Annotated in this window: 16 protein-coding genes and 1 pseudogene; 3 read left to right on the top strand and 14 right to left on the bottom strand. The window is 69.8% G+C overall.

Annotated features, from left to right (window positions below; genetic code table 11):
- Window positions 1-230: 230 nt before the first annotated feature.
- The 10 genes from ABZ664_RS32000 to ABZ664_RS31955 form a co-directional block, all read right to left on the bottom strand.
- Window positions 231-701, bottom strand: coding sequence for a hypothetical protein (locus tag ABZ664_RS32000; protein ID WP_362518118.1), 471 nt, complete (start codon window positions 699-701; stop codon window positions 231-233).
- Between the two features lie 308 nt (window positions 702-1,009).
- Window positions 1,010-3,013, bottom strand: a complete 2,004-nt coding sequence (locus ABZ664_RS31995) for a hypothetical protein (protein WP_362518115.1) — start codon at window positions 3,011-3,013, stop codon at window positions 1,010-1,012.
- Entirely contained in the window at window positions 3,013-3,402 is a 390-nt protein-coding gene (locus ABZ664_RS31990; protein WP_362518112.1) for a hypothetical protein, read from the bottom strand. Before ABZ664_RS31990 ends, ABZ664_RS31995 begins: the two co-directional genes overlap by 1 nt.
- On the bottom strand, window positions 3,399-3,626 hold the full coding sequence (locus ABZ664_RS31985; RefSeq protein ID WP_362518109.1) for a hypothetical protein: 228 nt from the start codon (window positions 3,624-3,626) through the stop codon (window positions 3,399-3,401). Before ABZ664_RS31985 ends, ABZ664_RS31990 begins: the two co-directional genes overlap by 4 nt.
- The gene (locus tag ABZ664_RS31980) at window positions 3,623-3,781 is read right to left on the bottom strand and encodes a hypothetical protein (protein WP_362518106.1); all 159 of its coding nucleotides are present in this window, start codon (window positions 3,779-3,781) and stop codon (window positions 3,623-3,625) included. The genes ABZ664_RS31985 and ABZ664_RS31980 overlap by 4 nt, the downstream gene beginning before the upstream one ends.
- Window positions 3,778-4,986 (bottom strand): DUF2637 domain-containing protein, encoded by a 1,209-nt coding sequence (locus tag ABZ664_RS31975; protein ID WP_362518103.1) that lies wholly within the window; start codon window positions 4,984-4,986, stop codon window positions 3,778-3,780. Before ABZ664_RS31975 ends, ABZ664_RS31980 begins: the two co-directional genes overlap by 4 nt.
- A gap of 89 nt (window positions 4,987-5,075) precedes the next feature.
- On the bottom strand, window positions 5,076-5,294 hold the full coding sequence (locus tag ABZ664_RS31970) for a hypothetical protein (RefSeq protein WP_362518100.1): 219 nt from the start codon (window positions 5,292-5,294) through the stop codon (window positions 5,076-5,078).
- The gene (locus ABZ664_RS31965) at window positions 5,291-5,530 is read right to left on the bottom strand and encodes a hypothetical protein (RefSeq protein ID WP_362518097.1); all 240 of its coding nucleotides are present in this window, start codon (window positions 5,528-5,530) and stop codon (window positions 5,291-5,293) included. Before ABZ664_RS31965 ends, ABZ664_RS31970 begins: the two co-directional genes overlap by 4 nt.
- A gap of 18 nt (window positions 5,531-5,548) precedes the next feature.
- Window positions 5,549-5,929 (bottom strand): hypothetical protein, encoded by a 381-nt coding sequence (locus ABZ664_RS31960; protein ID WP_362518094.1) that lies wholly within the window; start codon window positions 5,927-5,929, stop codon window positions 5,549-5,551.
- Between the two features lie 78 nt (window positions 5,930-6,007).
- Entirely contained in the window at window positions 6,008-7,204 is a 1,197-nt protein-coding gene (locus ABZ664_RS31955) for a hypothetical protein (RefSeq protein ID WP_362518091.1), read from the bottom strand.
- A gap of 101 nt (window positions 7,205-7,305) precedes the next feature.
- On the opposite strand from ABZ664_RS31955, the pseudogene ABZ664_RS31950 reads away from it, so the two are divergent.
- From ABZ664_RS31950 to ABZ664_RS31940, 3 genes and pseudogenes are all read left to right on the top strand, one after another.
- Window positions 7,306-7,818, top strand: a pseudogene (locus ABZ664_RS31950) (ATPase, T2SS/T4P/T4SS family); the annotation flags it as partial.
- A 470-nt stretch (window positions 7,819-8,288) separates the two neighbouring features.
- The gene (locus ABZ664_RS31945; RefSeq protein ID WP_362518088.1) at window positions 8,289-9,029 is read left to right on the top strand and encodes a type II secretion system F family protein; all 741 of its coding nucleotides are present in this window, start codon (window positions 8,289-8,291) and stop codon (window positions 9,027-9,029) included.
- Between the two features lie 723 nt (window positions 9,030-9,752).
- On the top strand, window positions 9,753-10,271 hold the full coding sequence (locus tag ABZ664_RS31940) for a type II secretion system F family protein (RefSeq protein ID WP_362518085.1): 519 nt from the start codon (window positions 9,753-9,755) through the stop codon (window positions 10,269-10,271).
- 155 nt (window positions 10,272-10,426) lie between these two features.
- Here the strand turns inward: ABZ664_RS31940 and ABZ664_RS31935 are convergent, their stop codons facing one another.
- From ABZ664_RS31935 to ABZ664_RS31920, 4 genes are all read right to left on the bottom strand, one after another.
- A complete protein-coding gene (locus ABZ664_RS31935; RefSeq protein WP_362518082.1) occupies window positions 10,427-10,882 on the bottom strand; it encodes an NUDIX domain-containing protein in 456 nt (151 codons plus the stop codon).
- Window positions 10,879-11,514: a dTMP kinase gene (gene tmk / locus ABZ664_RS31930; protein ID WP_362518079.1), complete on the bottom strand. Its 636-nt coding sequence runs from the start codon at window positions 11,512-11,514 to the stop codon at window positions 10,879-10,881. The genes ABZ664_RS31935 and tmk overlap by 4 nt, the downstream gene beginning before the upstream one ends.
- Window positions 11,514-12,836 (bottom strand): radical SAM protein, encoded by a 1,323-nt coding sequence (locus tag ABZ664_RS31925; RefSeq protein ID WP_362518076.1) that lies wholly within the window; start codon window positions 12,834-12,836, stop codon window positions 11,514-11,516. Before ABZ664_RS31925 ends, tmk begins: the two co-directional genes overlap by 1 nt.
- A 90-nt stretch (window positions 12,837-12,926) precedes the next feature.
- Window positions 12,927-13,796, bottom strand: a complete 870-nt coding sequence (locus ABZ664_RS31920; protein WP_362518073.1) for a hypothetical protein — start codon at window positions 13,794-13,796, stop codon at window positions 12,927-12,929.
- Between the last annotated feature and the right edge of the window lie 170 nt (window positions 13,797-13,966).

Here is a 13,966-nt window from a genome sequence, read left to right as displayed (position 1 = left end):
ACCTCAGGCTACGGTGCGGGGCCTTCATCATGCGAGGAACCGGGCTGGCCGACAGCGGCGCAGCAGGTCGGGGAGTTCTGTCCCGCAGGACGCGTGAGCGTCGCTCTACCGATCGGTAGCTTGCGGGAACATGAATTCCCGGTAGTTACTCGGTTGAGCTCCGGACATGAGGATTCGGCCCCGGACATGACGATGCCCCGCCGACTTCGACGGGGCACCCTTGAGATCCGCTACTGCACGATTTCGCCGAGAGCCGCTTCGAACGCCTCGGCCTGGTCCGGCGTCAACTCCTTCGACACCCGCAACAGCACCGGCCCCGCCACATAGTCGTACTCGCCGAGCATCGGCAGCTTCTTCCCGATCTCCTGGATGTAGTCGGCCCGCTGCTGCGCCTGGTCGGCGTCGTCGAACACCTCGACGCTGCCGCCGAGCTCCACATCCCCCTCCTTCTTGCCGGCCACGTCGGCGGCGTTGATGCGGCTGTCGGTGAACGCCGCCTTGGACGCGTAGCCGTTCGGCCGCCCCAGCTGCTTGTTCGGGTCGGTCTCCGCCGTGTACGTCACGGTGAGCGTGACCGGCAGCCCCTGCCCGGCGATCGCCTCGATGACGCCGGCCGCGTCGAGGTCGGTGGTCGGCCCGCCGCACGCGGTGAGGGAAACCAGCAGGGTCGCGGCGGCGGTGAGAGCCAGGGGAAGACGCACGGGCGGGATCCTTCGGGGAGGAGTGGGATACGCGGGCCTTGTGGGACGGCTGAGAGCGTCTCCCGGGTTGCTTGGACGAACATGGTTCTGGCGGGTGTGGCACCCTCGCGCAGGGGCTGGGGTGCCACGCGGGAGAGGGTTACAGGTCAGAAGGGGTGCCACAGTCTGTGGCACCCCTGCGTTGCACCCCCGTGGCACCCGCCGTTGCAGGGGCGTGGCACCCGGGCTGTTGCACCCCGTGGCAGCAAGATCAAAAGCTGTTCGGGTGCTCCCCACGCGCAGCCGTACGCGTGGGGAAGCACCAGCGCTCAGCCGACGTCGGGCCGCTCCTCCATCAGGTATCGCTGCTCGCCGTCGTCGTAGCCGAGCACGCTCGCCTCTACCAGCTTCCTCAGCTGCTTCTGCGCCCACTGGCGGGTCATGTCCGTCGACTCCCAGAGCGGCCTCAGGTCCCGCGTCGCGAAATCCCGATCCCCGGCATCCCACAGCTCCTGCAGATGAGCCAGGAGGGCCGCTCCGCGCTCCGCAGCGGTCATCTCCACCGCAGGCGGGGCGAACGTCCACGGCGGATCCCCCTCGGGAAGGTCAGGGATCTCGTCGTCGAGCCCCGCGTGGATTTCCGGGTCCGGGTCGTCGACGGTCTGATACTCCGCGGCCACGTCTTCCACCTCTTCCTCCTGGTCGTCGTCTTCGGGGTGAGGACTCTCGAGGTGCTCCGCCGGGGACAGCCGGGACAGTTCAGCCGTCCCCGCGTCCACCTGCTTCGCCGAGGCCGGCCACTGGGCGGCGTGCGCGCGCATCGCCTCGTTCGCCCGCTCGTCGTCGAACTCGCCCGCTGTGTCGATGCCCCAGGCGTAGGTGCGTTGCGGCATCGCGATCCGCGCCTCGGAGATGCTGGGTGCGTCGAGGTAGGCCATGCCGGGCTGCTTGTTGCTCCACAACTCCGGGCGGGCGTTCGCGTCCTGCTGCGACTCCGACAACCCGAACGCCGCATCGGCACCGGACTCGACACCGAAGCACAGCTTGGCCAGCTGCCCGCGGGCGAGGGTGGGCATCTGCGTGTAGTCCGATCGCTGCAGGCTCAGAACCACCGTGCCGCCCGCCGAGCGAATCGCCTTGAGCAGCGACAGGAAAGCATCCATCTCCTTGTCGGTCAGCAGGTCGAGGATGTCGGGGCACTCCTCCAACCACAACACCCAGTACGTGAGGCCGCACCCCTCCTTCCACTTCTGCAGGCCCATGGCGGCGAGCTGGTCGGTGCGCTCCTTGACCTTCGCCTGCATCTCCCGGATCAGCGCCTTGGCCCCGGCCTTCGTCGTCTCGAAGCGGTGCAGCGCCTGCGTGAGTGGGCCGAGCGTCTGCTCTCCCTTCGTGACGTCGATCGCGAACACCGCGGCGTCGTAGCGGGTGACGATCTCGGCGATGTAGTTCCACGCGCCGCCGATGCTCTTGCCGGATCCGGTCTGCCCCATGATCTGCACGTGGTGGCCGACGATGATGTGCGCCACCTCGTCGAGGTCCTGCCACAGGCCGGTACGCAGGGCCTGCGCGATCGACGCCCCGGGCCGGGACGGTCCGGGCCACGGAATCGGCTTCTTCATCACCCGCGGGTCCGAGATGGTGATGTGCGCCTTCGACGCGTCGTCGGGGTCGATCGAGGCGGTGATGGATCCGGGGGGCAGCGGGATCCCCGACTCGATGTAAGGCACCTTGCGCTGCAGGTCTTCGGCGGTCTGTTTGCCCTGCTCCAGCTGCACCACGCCCTCAACCTTGTGCTCGGTCGCCGTCGTGGTGCGAGCCTCGATCGCCATCCCCGCCCGCTCCGCACCCGCTCCGAAGAGCGCGCTGAGCGGGTCGGCGGCGACTGCGGCGACGTCGACACCCTTCAGACGGATGATGGTGCGGATGTTCCAGGTGAGGGCGAGGGTGAAGCCACCGATGAGCATCAGCCGGCCAGTGACGACGGTGGCCGGTCCGTTGATCGTGGCCGCGGTCACCCACAGCCCCGCGAACAGGGTTGTCAGCGTGGTGTGGGTGCGCCCCCACACGCCCCGGGCGTGCGACTGGCCGTAGGTGACCGCGGTCAGCACCAGCACGGAGGCGGCCAGCAGGAACACCGTCCACGCGATCACGTCAGGGTCGTCGCTGTCGAGGATGAAGTGGAACGCGGATCCGACGCCGAACGTCAGCATGCCGACGACCCACGGCCCGCCCAAGACGACGAGCTTCGACACCTCCTTCGCCGCGACCTTCGCCATGCTGGATTCGTGGTCGATCGGGGCGAGCTCCTTCGTGCTCGCACGCCCGGCCATCAGACGTCGTCCCAGTTGAATTCGGCCTTGCGCTTCTCCGGTTTGGCCTGCGGCAACACGTCGATGAACTCCTTACGGAACTGGGCGTGGAACTTCACCAGCTCGACCCCGGCACCCTTCTGCAACTCGGCGGCGCGCTGCAGGCGACGCACCACGCGGCGAGCGCGCATCCGCACGTCGGGGGCGCCGAGCAACGCGAGGAGCGGGTTGCCCTTGTAGGAGCGGATGAGGACGGCGTACAGCTCGTCAGCGCCCAGGTGGAACTCTTCGCCCAGGTCGCGGGCGAGCGCGCGGCCGACCTGCGCGTACGCGGTGATGGCCTTGGGGCCGCCCCACGGGATGTTGGACAGCTCAGGGATCCGGGAGCGTCCCGGCCGGTCGGCGGTCATCGCCGATCCTCCTCATCGTCGATGACGTCGCCCTCAGCGACGTGGTGTTTGCCGGTGCGGTACGCCTCGCCAATGACCTGGGCGGCGTCGCGGACGTCGTAGCGGATGGGTCGGGTGCCGGCGACTGCGGCGAGCAGGTCATCGGCCGCGGTGAGGAACAGGCGGAGCACAGCCCACAGCCCCGCCCACACGCTGGGGCGGGGCGGAGCGCTTTCACCGGTCACCGGGCGCCTCCGGTGGCGGGCCGCTTGAAGTAGGTGATGGTGATCATGCGGTCGGAGTTGTAGACGGCGGACACCATCTCCCAGCCGTCGACGCCGAGCGCGGTCAGCTCGGCCTCGTTGAGGCTGGCGCGCACCAGGTACTCCCAGCGGGTCATGCGTCACCACCAGCGGGGCCGTGGCCGTTCATGGCGGCGGTGCGGTTGCGCCACTCGCGTTCCCGCCACTGCCGCCGAAGGACCTTGATGGGAGGCCCAGCGAAGATCTCGGCGGGCGTCTTGCCTGCCGTCAGCTCTTCGTCGGTCGGTTCGTCACCCCAGGGGGCATCCCACGGCTGTTCGCCGTCCTCGGCTGGCTGTTCCGAGTCGGGCATGTCCCACGCCTTGCGGAACACAGCCTTGCCGAGCTCGGTGAGCCCTGCCGCGTCCAACTCGGCTTCGGTCGGCAGGTTGTCCTTCGTGAACTTGCCGGCGAACGCCAGAGCGTTCCGCGCTTCGGCCTCCTCGCTGACCTTCCGCCAGGGAGTCTCGGCCTTCGGTGAGGACGGCACGGCGGACGGCTCTGGAGTGGTGGGCGGAGCGAACTCCTGTGCCGCCGCTTCAAGGATCTCCACCGCTTCCCGAATCTCGATGCCCCACCGGTCCGACAGGGCTCGTCGCCCCGGGATGCGGCGGCCCGACCGGTGGGCGTCCTCGACGACCAGGCGTGCCGCTTCGAACCGGTCGGCGGCCAGCACCGGCACCTCGACCTCGACGGGCACTTCGACCGGCACGTCCCGGTACACCACCCGCTCGACGGGCTCCGGCACGGCGGTGTCGGCGGCGGGCCGGGCGTTGCGTACCAGCCACATGAGGAGTTCGTAGGCGCCGATGAACGCGACCGGCGCGAGGGCACTGAGCAGGCGTGATCCGGTGCCGCCGTCCCAGCCGTGTGCCACGTTCGAGGCGAGGGTGACCAGGCCGCCCAACGCGAGCGCGGCCTTTGCCAGGACCGGCACAGGCAGGCCGCGGCGCGAGCAGTAGAGGATCACCAGGGAGGCCATGACGATCACCCCGTCAGACATGGCGGGGTAGAGGATCGCCATGTCGTGCCGCTCGCCGAGGGCGATCGCCAGAGCGTAGAAGTGGTGATAAGAGACGTACGCTGCGGCGGCGGCGACGAGCAGCAGCACGGCCACGGCAACGCCGAGGATGATCCGCTCTCCGCTCGCCGGTGTGCCGGTGCTCGCCGAGGTCTTCACGACCGGCGCAGGCTGGGGGCGGCGGCGCGGCAGCCGGGGTGTGAGGCGCTTCCAGAGGCGGCGGCGAGGCGGCTGCTGTGCCGCCTGGTCCTGCTCGGCGGCCGGTGTGGAAAGGTGGTTCACGGATCCTTCTCCTGTTCAGAGCAGGGGTGGGGTTGAGGCCCCGGCCCGGCGGTGAGGTCGCCGGGTCCGGGGCCGGTTCATGGGGCGGTTCAGCGGGCGCGCTTCTCCAGCGCGGCCCGGTAGGTGCGGTCGTTGTCGGTCTCGTGGCCGAGGGCGTCGGCGCGCTCGGCGCGGGCGGTCTCCCTCGCCACCTCGCCGGGGCTCAGCCGGTCCAGGCGGGCGATGTCGGCGGCGAGCTGCCGCCCGTCGCGCTCGATCTCGCCGTCGACCTCCGCCAGCTCGCGGGGCGGTGTGCTGGTGGTCTTCACGCGATCACCGCCGGGTGAACCGAGTAGTGCAGCACGACCCCGGAACGCAGATGCTCGGGCACGCACTTCGTCATCACGTGCACCAAGACGACGTCGTGGCCGGTGCCCGCCGGAACGGTCAGGGTGTGGCTGCTGGTGCCCGCGGTGCCCGCGTCGTTCTGCATGGTGATGACGACGAACACCGTGCGGTCGGCCTGCGGCCTGGTGGCGCTGGCGGGCGTGGAAGCCTGGGACATGATCCTTCTCCTCGTCGGTCAGGTACGGGGGCGGAAGTCGAGGCCGCGGCCACCCAGCACGGCGGAGCCCCGGGTGAGGGCGGCGATGAAGTCCGGTGTGGTGTGGGTGGTGAGCATGGCCAGCACGTCGGCAAGCTGGGCGGCCTGCGGGCCGGGGATGTCGAGCATCGAGTCCGGGCCGAGGCTGTTGGACGGCCCGTAGTGGACGCGCAGCACCGCCAGGCCGACGGTGTCGCGGTCGTCGATCTGCAGCAGGTTGACGCCGATGTAGTGGGCGCCGAGGTCGATGGTGGTGACGTCGGCGGCGTGCACGCGCCGTTCGCCGGCGGGGTGGCTGTTGCGGCACCAGACGATGGGGCATCGCCGCGGCGGGGCGGCCTTCGGTACGGTCGGTTCCACGATCACTTCTCCTGTGTGTGCAGGGGTTGAGGTCGAGGCCCCGGGCCGGTGCTCCAACACCGGCCCGGGGCCGTTTCGCTATGGGGAAACGGTCACGCCGCGGGCGCGAGCCGTCTGCTTGAGGATCATGTGAGCGAGCTGCTCGGCCTGCTCGACCGTCATCTCTTCGGTCTCGCCACTCACGTACACCCGGGCGCCGTCACCCGCGACGTAGGACAGCTCGACGGCGGTGTATCCCGGGGTGGCCTCGATCTGCTCGCCCCAACACGTGTCGACAGAGGTGTGCCTGACGCACCACGGCACGCAGCCCTCCGCAGGGGCCAGCACAGGAGGAACGCCGCGCCCCTGCTTGACCAGCTCGACGAGGTTCGCGGCGTGCTGCTCCGCCTCGTCGAGGGTGAGGGTGGCGCTGATGTCGTGGTCACCAAGGCACATCTCGATGTTCGGCACGGCGTACCGAACATGCTGGACGAGGCAGGCCATCATCGGCGGCGCCTGCCAGGTGAACGCCTCCCCCTTGGCGTTGGGACCGTACCGGTCGGGCTTGGTCTCGGTGAGCCGGGTGGAGAGATACAGCCCCTGGTGCTCGCGCTCGGCGGGATCGTCGCTGTCGCGGTGAGGACCGACACACCAGTCCGGGCACGGCCCGGTCTGCCAGTAGGCGCGGGTGGGGGCGGCCTGGCCGTTGATGAGGATCACCGCGTCGTCGGAGATGCCCTCACGCTCCTGAACGATCTGGGCGGCTTCGAGCTCCTGCCCGGCGTGGTCCCAGCTCAGGCAGGGGAACGTACGGATCTCCGGGCCGTTGCCGGTCTTGCGGGTGAAGCGGACCGCGTACGTCGGGGGCGCGGTGATGTAGACGCCGGGCTGCAGGGGGTTGGCCTGCGCGGGGGCGGCCTCCTCGGCGGGGTGGTTCGTGCAGTTGAAGAGCTGGCCGCGCTCACCGATCCCGGCGGGCACCATCGGCGTGGTGGTGCTGGCGCAGCGGATGCAGGCGACGCCGTCGAGCTGCGCCTCGGTGAGGGTAGCGACGTCGGCGGCCGGAGGCTCGACAGCCTCAACGGCGGCGGGTGCCTGGGTGGGGTTGCGCAGGCAGTGGGCGCAGGTGACCGGGTCCGAGGTGGCGGTGTAGCCGTGCTTGGAGGGGCGGAACCGGGTGGGGCAGTCGGGGCGCCCGTCGTGGGCGGCGTGAACGATGCCGGTGGACGAACGCAGGTTCACGGCGGGGGTGGTGCTGAGGGTGCCCTCGACGGTGAGGGTTGTACGGTTCTCCATCAGGAGTGGTGCCTTTCTAGGGAAGTGCCGTTCCAGGGCCCGTTCCGGTGTTCGCAGCACCGGGCGGGCCCGCTTTATGAAGTTAGGTGTGTCTTACGTTTGGTACCGGTAAGACGACCCTGCTCTCCGCCCTGCTCTCCCTGGCCCACCCCGATGAGAGGCTGCTGCTCGTCGAAGACTCGGCGGAGCTGAGACCGCTTCACCCTCACGTCGTCCGCCTGGAGTCGCGCCCGGCCAATCTTGAGGGCGCGGGCGGTGTCGGCCTGCGCGACCTCGTCCGTCAGGCCCTGCGGATGCGCCCCGACCGGCTTGTCGTCGGAGAGGTGAGGGGAGCCGAAGTCGTTGATCTCCTCAGTGCCCTGAACACCGGTCATGAGGGAGGTTGCGGCACCCTGCACGCCAACACCGCGACCGATGTGCCACCCCGCCTGGAGGCGCTGGGATGCGCGGCGGGTCTCAGCCGGGAGGCGGTCCACAGCCAGATCGCCGCCGCCCTGGACGTCGTCGTCCATCTGACCCGTGACCGTGCCGACGGGCGTCGCCGGGTCGCCGAGATCTGCATGCTGGTCCGTCGCCCTTCGGGGCTGGTAGAGGCCGAATCGGCCCTCGCCTTCGCTCCGGACGGACAGGTGACCCCCGGCCCAGGTCTGCCCGCCCTCGCGGCCCGAGCGCCAGGCGTCCCCATCTCGCTCACCTCCCGCCACAGGCATCACATCTCCCCAAAAACATCACGAGCTGAAGCGTCCCGGATCGGGACGTCCCAAGCTGAAGCCTCCCGAGCCGGAGCTCCTTCATCGGTCACTTCCTTCAGGGGCATCCCCTACGGAGGGGGCGCCTCCCCGCTTCCCCGCGGTCCGTCACCGGATATCCGAGAGGCCTCACGTCAGTCTTCGCGTTCGCGAGAGTTTTCTCCCGACATCGCGGATTCATGTCCGGCGGTGTTCGCGTCCTCTCACCGCCGAGAGTCTTCTCCGGGTGCCTCGGGTGCCTCGGGTGCCTCGGGTGCCTCGGGTGCCTCGGGTGCCTCGGGTGGTCCGGGTGGTCCGGGTGGTCCGGGTGGTCCGGGCTTCGACGAGCCGAGGGCGTGGTCGGTTTCGCGGTCGATGTCACGGCCGACGACATGATGGCGACCGCCCTGGTCCTCGCCGCTGTGGCGACGTGGCTGTGGATGGGGGCGGACCTTGGCGCCGCTCGCCTGCGCCGGATGAGGCGTCGCCGCCCGATCGTGCGGGGTTCCCGCTACGAGAGGTTCACCGCGCGGGCACGGCCTTCCAGGCGTGCGGACGCCTGGCGGATCGCGTCGATCGAGCTGTGCCAGGGGCTCTCCGCCGAGCTGGCGGCAGGTCGGACGGCGGGCGAGGCGCTGGCGCGGGCCGTGGGGGCGGCGGGTTTTCCCGATCCCGTGGCTCTGCGCCCGCTGGTCGCGGTGGCGAGAGACGGAGGTGACGTCCCCGCCGCTCTGCTGGCCGTGGCACCCGAACACGGCGGCGAGGCGTTTCGGGGGCTGGCCGCCTGCTGGAAGGCGAGCGTGACCGCCGGGGCGGGTCTGGCCGTTCTCGTCGACCGTGTCGCCGGTTCTCTGCGAGAGGCTCAGGCTCATCGCCACGAGGTCGCCGCCCAGCTCGCCGGTCCCCGTGCCACGGCTCGGCTGCTGGCGGCTTTGCCCGTTCTCGGTCTGCTGATGGCAGTCGGTCTTGGCATGCGCCCGCTGCACTTCCTGTTCGGCGGCCCGGCGGGTGCGGGCTGCCTGGTCGTCGGTCTCACGCTCGACGCCTGTGGTCTGTGGTGGACCCACCGTCTGGTCACCCGTGCTCAGCGAATCTGACAGCCGCGCGTCCAGAGGGCGTGGCCAGAGGGCGTGGCCAGGGAGTGCCCCGTGCGGGTCGCCCGCCACCCTCGACCTGCACAGGCCCCTCCACATCGCCCACGCCCGGGTCCCGACGCGCCTTTCGGCTGCCAACAGGGAAGGATCTCGTCGCCCTCGCGGCGCGCCTGCCGAGCAAGGCCGGACCCGCAGCTTCGGGCGGGCTGAGGCCCGTGTCCAGAGGGCGTGTCCAGGGGGTGAGGAAGGCACATGAGGCCAGGGGAATGTCAGGAAGCCGGAACGTGAGGCCAGGGGAGGCGAAAAGCCAGGACGTGGGGAGGAAAGGTAATGATCATCTTGCTGGCCGTGGTGCTCGCCGGAATCGCCGGCCGACTGTGGAGCACCCGGAGAGAACAATCCGACCGGCTCCGCCATGTGTGGAGTTCACCTCACCCGGCCGAGTTCCCTGGGGTGGGGCAGCCGACCGGATCCCACGGGGTGGGGCAGCCGACTGGATCCCTTGGGGGGCGGAAGGAGACAGAAGCACCCGCGTTCTCCTCTGCGGGGATGGCCCGAGGGCCTGCGGGGATGCTCCGAGGGCCTGGGGGGATGCTCCGGGAGCCGAGAGAGGGGACGGCTCGGGAGCCGAGAAAGAGGCGACGGCCGGGCCGGGGAGAGCTCGCGACCGCCATCGCTCCGGGGCTGGCGGCGTTCCTGACGGTGGGCGGCCTGCCGGGAGTGGTCATGGGTGTCGCCGGTTTCTGGATCACACTGGTGATCCTGCGCAGGCGGGAGCCACCCGAAGTTCGTGAGGAACGCCGGCGGCTGACCGCGGATCTGCCGCTGGCGGCCGACCTCATGGTCGCCTGCCTGCGTGTCGGTCAGCCGATCACCGGAGCCATCGATGTCACGGTGGAGGCGATCGGGGGGCCGCTGGGCGAGCGATTGGCCTGGGTGAGTGGCCAGCTGAGGCTGGGAGCCGCGCCGGACGACGCCTGGCGGGCTCTGGCCTCCGAGCGCCCGCTCGCCCTTTTGGCCCGTGCCATGAGCCGGGCCGCGTCGAGTGGCGCACCGGTGGCCGATGTCCTCACCAGACTCTCCGACGACTCCCGCCATGTCGCCCGCGCCGCGTCCGCGGCGGCCGCCCAACGGGTCGGGGTCCAGGCCGTCGCTCCCCTGGGACTGTGTTTCCTGCCCGCGTTCGTCTTCCTGGGCATCATCCCCGTCGTGGCCGGCCTCGCCGGCGAGGTACTGCTCCCCTGAGTTATCCACAGACTTTTCCCCACGGGGAGGGGTTATCCACAGTGTGGCGTTCGGTTTCCCGATCAATCACATGTTCGCGCACACCAAGCCTTGGAAACCGGGTATTGCGGGCCACGGCCTCGGTTCTTCCTCGAAGGGCCGAGGCCGTGTTCGCGTTATACGACTGCCGGGTCGGGCCAGCCGTGCACACCGATGCCGACTCCTTCGCGGTAGAGCCTGATCCCAGCGACTGTGTACGGCACGGTGTTGTCCGGCAGGAAGTCGATGGGCACCCATTCGACCTTGGCGCACTTGTTCGGCTCGGCGTTGACTACCTCGCCGTCCCAGCGGAGCGCGACGAAGAAGAATCCGACCCGGGGCTGCCCCTCTGGGGACAGGTGGTGCACCACGGTGGCCGGTCGCAGATCACCTGGGGCGATGACGGCCCCGATCTCCTCGCAGGCTTCACGGATCGCGCAGTCGATCACGGTCTCGCCGGGGTCGAGGTGTCCGGAGGGCAGACAGTACAGCCCGTCGGCGTACCCGGTGCCCTGGCGCAGGCACAACAGGATGTGGCCGTCGCGTTCGAGGATCACGTGCACATCGACGGTGACCTGCTGGCGCTGCGTCATAAGGTTGGTGGCCTTTCCCAATGGGGTGACGCCCGTGACGATAGCTCAAGGATGTGGCTGGTGAGGGCCGAAGCGGCGTCTTGCGGTGATAGATGACCAGTGTCGATCCGATGGAAGGCGAACCCATCGGCAGCCAGGATGTCGCCCAAGTCCTCGTACAAGGTGGCCTCGGCGAGACTGGAGCCTTCGTGTTCGAACCGGGAATGCGCGCCCCGAACGGCGAGTCGTTGCTCCAGGACGGGCGCCGCGGCGGTCACCAGGACGGCTAGGTTTGGTCGGGTGGCTGGTGCGTTGAGTTGGCGGATGTAGTCCAGTGGGACGCCGTCTCTGCTCTGTAGTACGTAAGAGGAGGGCACGTATCGGTCGCAGACCACCACCGCCCCCTTCGCCAGCGCGGGGTGGATCTCAGTCTCCAAGTGGTGGTAGCGGTCGGCGGCTACCAGGCAGGCCAGCGCGGTCCCGGAGAACGTCGCGGTCTGCTGGCGGGCCATCGTGCCGAGGGGGCCGTCGGACGGTTCCCGGGTCGCCAACACCGGGCGTCCGGCCGTGGCGAGTTGCTCGGCGACCAGGGCGACGAGGGTGGACTTGCCGGCGCCGCCGGGCCCGTCCAGGGTGATGAGCAAGCCGGGCATCACATGCTCCCCTGAAGGCGGGCGTGCTGGGCAAGAGCGAGATCGGCCAGATGCTGGTGAATCTCTTCCTCGGAGGATTCCCCGAATTGGATACCGGAGCTGAAGTTGAACTCGTCACGTCCACGCAGCGCCTCTTCGCCGCCGAGGTCGACGGGCGCGTAGTCGAGCAGTTGGTCAGCGGTGTACTGGCCGGTGGCCATGAGCCGCGTCCACTCCGGGGTGCCGGGGTAGGGGCGGAACTGGAACACGCTGGTCCGGAACGTTCCAGGCTGGTTGTCGGTGAGGTCCCACAGACGGTGGATCAGGTCGACGGTGGCACCCATCTCCTCCCGGGTTTCGGTGGGGAAACCGAGGATGAAGTAGCCCTTCACCTTGATGCCGCGGCTGGTGAGACGCTGGACGACGCTGAGGATCATCTCCCGGGTGATGCGCTTGTCGATGTAGGTCAGCATCCGCTCGGATCCGGATTCGATGCCGAGCGCGACCTCCCGCAGCCCGCAGGCAGCGAGCAGGTCGAGAGTGGCGTCAGGCGCCCGGTGCAGAACGTTGATTCGGCCGGTGGCGTCCCACACCGCCCACTCGCCGATACGGGCCTGGGCGAAGGCGCCCATCATCTGGTCGATCACCCGCCGGGCGCCGAGGAACAGGTCATCGACGAACCGGAACGCCGTCACCTGCCGTTCGGCGCGAAGCTGGTGCATCTCAGCGAGGATGTCGAGCGGATCCCGCACCCGGATCGTCACGTCGGGGTTCGCACTGACCGCGGCTCCGCAGAACGAGCAGTCGTACGGGCAGCCGCGGGCCCCGACCATGTTCGCCTCGATGCGCCCGTCGTCGGCGACGTATGGGTCTTGGGCGAGAAACTCCCTGTTCACAAACGGGAGGCTGTTGATGTCCGGGGCGAGGTGATGGCTGGTGCCAGGTCGGCCGCCGGTGACTGGCGTGCCGAGGACGGTGTCGAGCCACATGACGCCGGGCAGGCTGGTGCGGTTGCGGTGGTCGGCCAGGAGCTCGACGACGCGGGTTTCGGCCTCGCCGAGGATGAGGGCGTCGCAGTGGGCCAGCCGGGGATCGGTGAGGATCTCGGCAGGCATGGCCTTGGCGTGGTGGCCGCCGACCATGACGCGGATGTCGGAATCGAGAGCGGCGGCGATGGTGACGCTGATTTCGTAGGTGGGGGCCAGCAGGTTGAACCCGGCCCAGCGGGGGGCGGCCTGGTTGATTAGGTCGATGGTGGCGGCGACGGACAGGCCGGCGGCTTCGGCGTCCAGCACGCCCACCTGGTAGCCCTGGGTGGCAGCGTAGGTGGCGATGTAGGCCATACCGAGGACGGGCAGGGTGTAGTCGTTGACGCGGGGGCGAAGAGCGTAGTCCCGCAGGGGGCGTTGATGAGGAGCAGGTCGAGCTGTGGTTCAGTGGTGCGTGGTACTCCCTTGATCAGTGCGTGCATGGTGGTCTCCCCAGGCGAGGGTCAGGACAGTCAAGGTGGATAGATGCGGGCCGGCCAGGTCACGCCAGCGCGCGGCGAAGGCGGGTTCGTCGGCGGGCCACGAGGTGGTGGGGTCGGCCAGGGCCGCCCAGGTGCGGACGGCGAGGTCGGCGTAGGGGTAGAGGTTGTAATCGCCGCTGTAGTCAGCGACGGCGGCTCCGGCGGTCCAGGGGCCGATGCGTGGCACCGCCTGTACGGCCTTGACCAGAACCTCGGGGGCGAGCTCCGCCCACTCGACATGGTGGGTCAGGTAGGCGGATGCGGCGGCTCGCAGTGGCCGCCGCTTGAACGCCATCCCCAGGGCGGTGAACTCCTCGTCGGGGAGGGCGAGCACCCGCTCGGGGGTAGGGATCAGCGCAGTGTCCCCAACTCGGTCGCCGGCGGCGGCTCGGAACGCGTGGTGCATCTTGCGGGCTTGTCCGGCGCGGATGACCTGCCGGATGATCGCGGTCGCCAGCGCCTCCCACAGGTCAGAGTTACGCCACCTCCGGACCGGGCCGAGCCGGTCGAGGGCTGTGCGCAGCCCCGCGGGGAGCGGCGCGTCGTGCAGGGTGGTGGGGTCGTAGGTGTCGAGAGTCGGGGCGGCACCGTCGCTGTTGAGCGGGGTGACGGTGTCGGGGTGGGTGATGAGCCAGGTGCCGGTGGGGGTCCGCATGGCGCGCAATGGAGTGGTGGTGTGGTCCCATCCGGGGTGGTCGAGCATGGTCCAGGTCATGTGCGTCTCCAGGGTGCGGAGTGGGTTGGTGGGGCAACTGCGGTCGAGGTGGGCCGCGTGGCCGCCACGGTAGGACATCGGATGTCATTGGAGCTGTCGTTTCATGGTTGTGGGAAGAGAGCGGAGTGTTGCCGGTCTTGCCTGGCCCCGCGGGCGGCCCCTGGTGGTGCACCACCGCCCGCGGGGGGGGCGTGGGCGCGGCGGCACGGGGGGCCCCCGCCCGGGCGCCCCCCCGCGCATTGGAGCCG

The organism is Streptosporangium sp. NPDC006930 (genome assembly GCF_040635605.1).
Taxonomy (GTDB): domain Bacteria; phylum Actinomycetota; class Actinomycetes; order Streptosporangiales; family Streptosporangiaceae; genus Streptosporangium.
Note: the sequence above shows the minus strand (reverse complement) of the source record. Positions and strands in the feature narration are given on the sequence as shown.

Coding starts and splice junctions, on each gene's coding strand:
- ABZ664_RS31995 (WP_362518115.1), bottom strand. CDS start 3,013: ATGGCCGGGCGTGCGAGCACGAAGGAGCTCGCCCCGATCGACCACGAA.
- ABZ664_RS31990 (WP_362518112.1), bottom strand. CDS start 3,402: ATGACCGCCGACCGGCCGGGACGCTCCCGGATCCCTGAGCTGTCCAAC.
- ABZ664_RS31980 (WP_362518106.1), bottom strand. CDS start 3,781: ATGACCCGCTGGGAGTACCTGGTGCGCGCCAGCCTCAACGAGGCCGAG.
- ABZ664_RS31965 (WP_362518097.1), bottom strand. CDS start 5,530: ATGTCCCAGGCTTCCACGCCCGCCAGCGCCACCAGGCCGCAGGCCGAC.
- ABZ664_RS31955 (WP_362518091.1), bottom strand. CDS start 7,204: ATGGAGAACCGTACAACCCTCACCGTCGAGGGCACCCTCAGCACCACC.
- ABZ664_RS31940 (WP_362518085.1), top strand. CDS start 9,753: ATGGGTGTCGCCGGTTTCTGGATCACACTGGTGATCCTGCGCAGGCGG.
- ABZ664_RS31935 (WP_362518082.1), bottom strand. CDS start 10,882: ATGACGCAGCGCCAGCAGGTCACCGTCGATGTGCACGTGATCCTCGAA.
- tmk (WP_362518079.1), bottom strand. CDS start 11,514: ATGCCCGGCTTGCTCATCACCCTGGACGGGCCCGGCGGCGCCGGCAAG.
- ABZ664_RS31925 (WP_362518076.1), bottom strand. CDS start 12,836: ATGGCCTACATCGCCACCTACGCTGCCACCCAGGGCTACCAGGTGGGC.
- ABZ664_RS31920 (WP_362518073.1), bottom strand. CDS start 13,796: ATGTCCTACCGTGGCGGCCACGCGGCCCACCTCGACCGCAGTTGCCCC.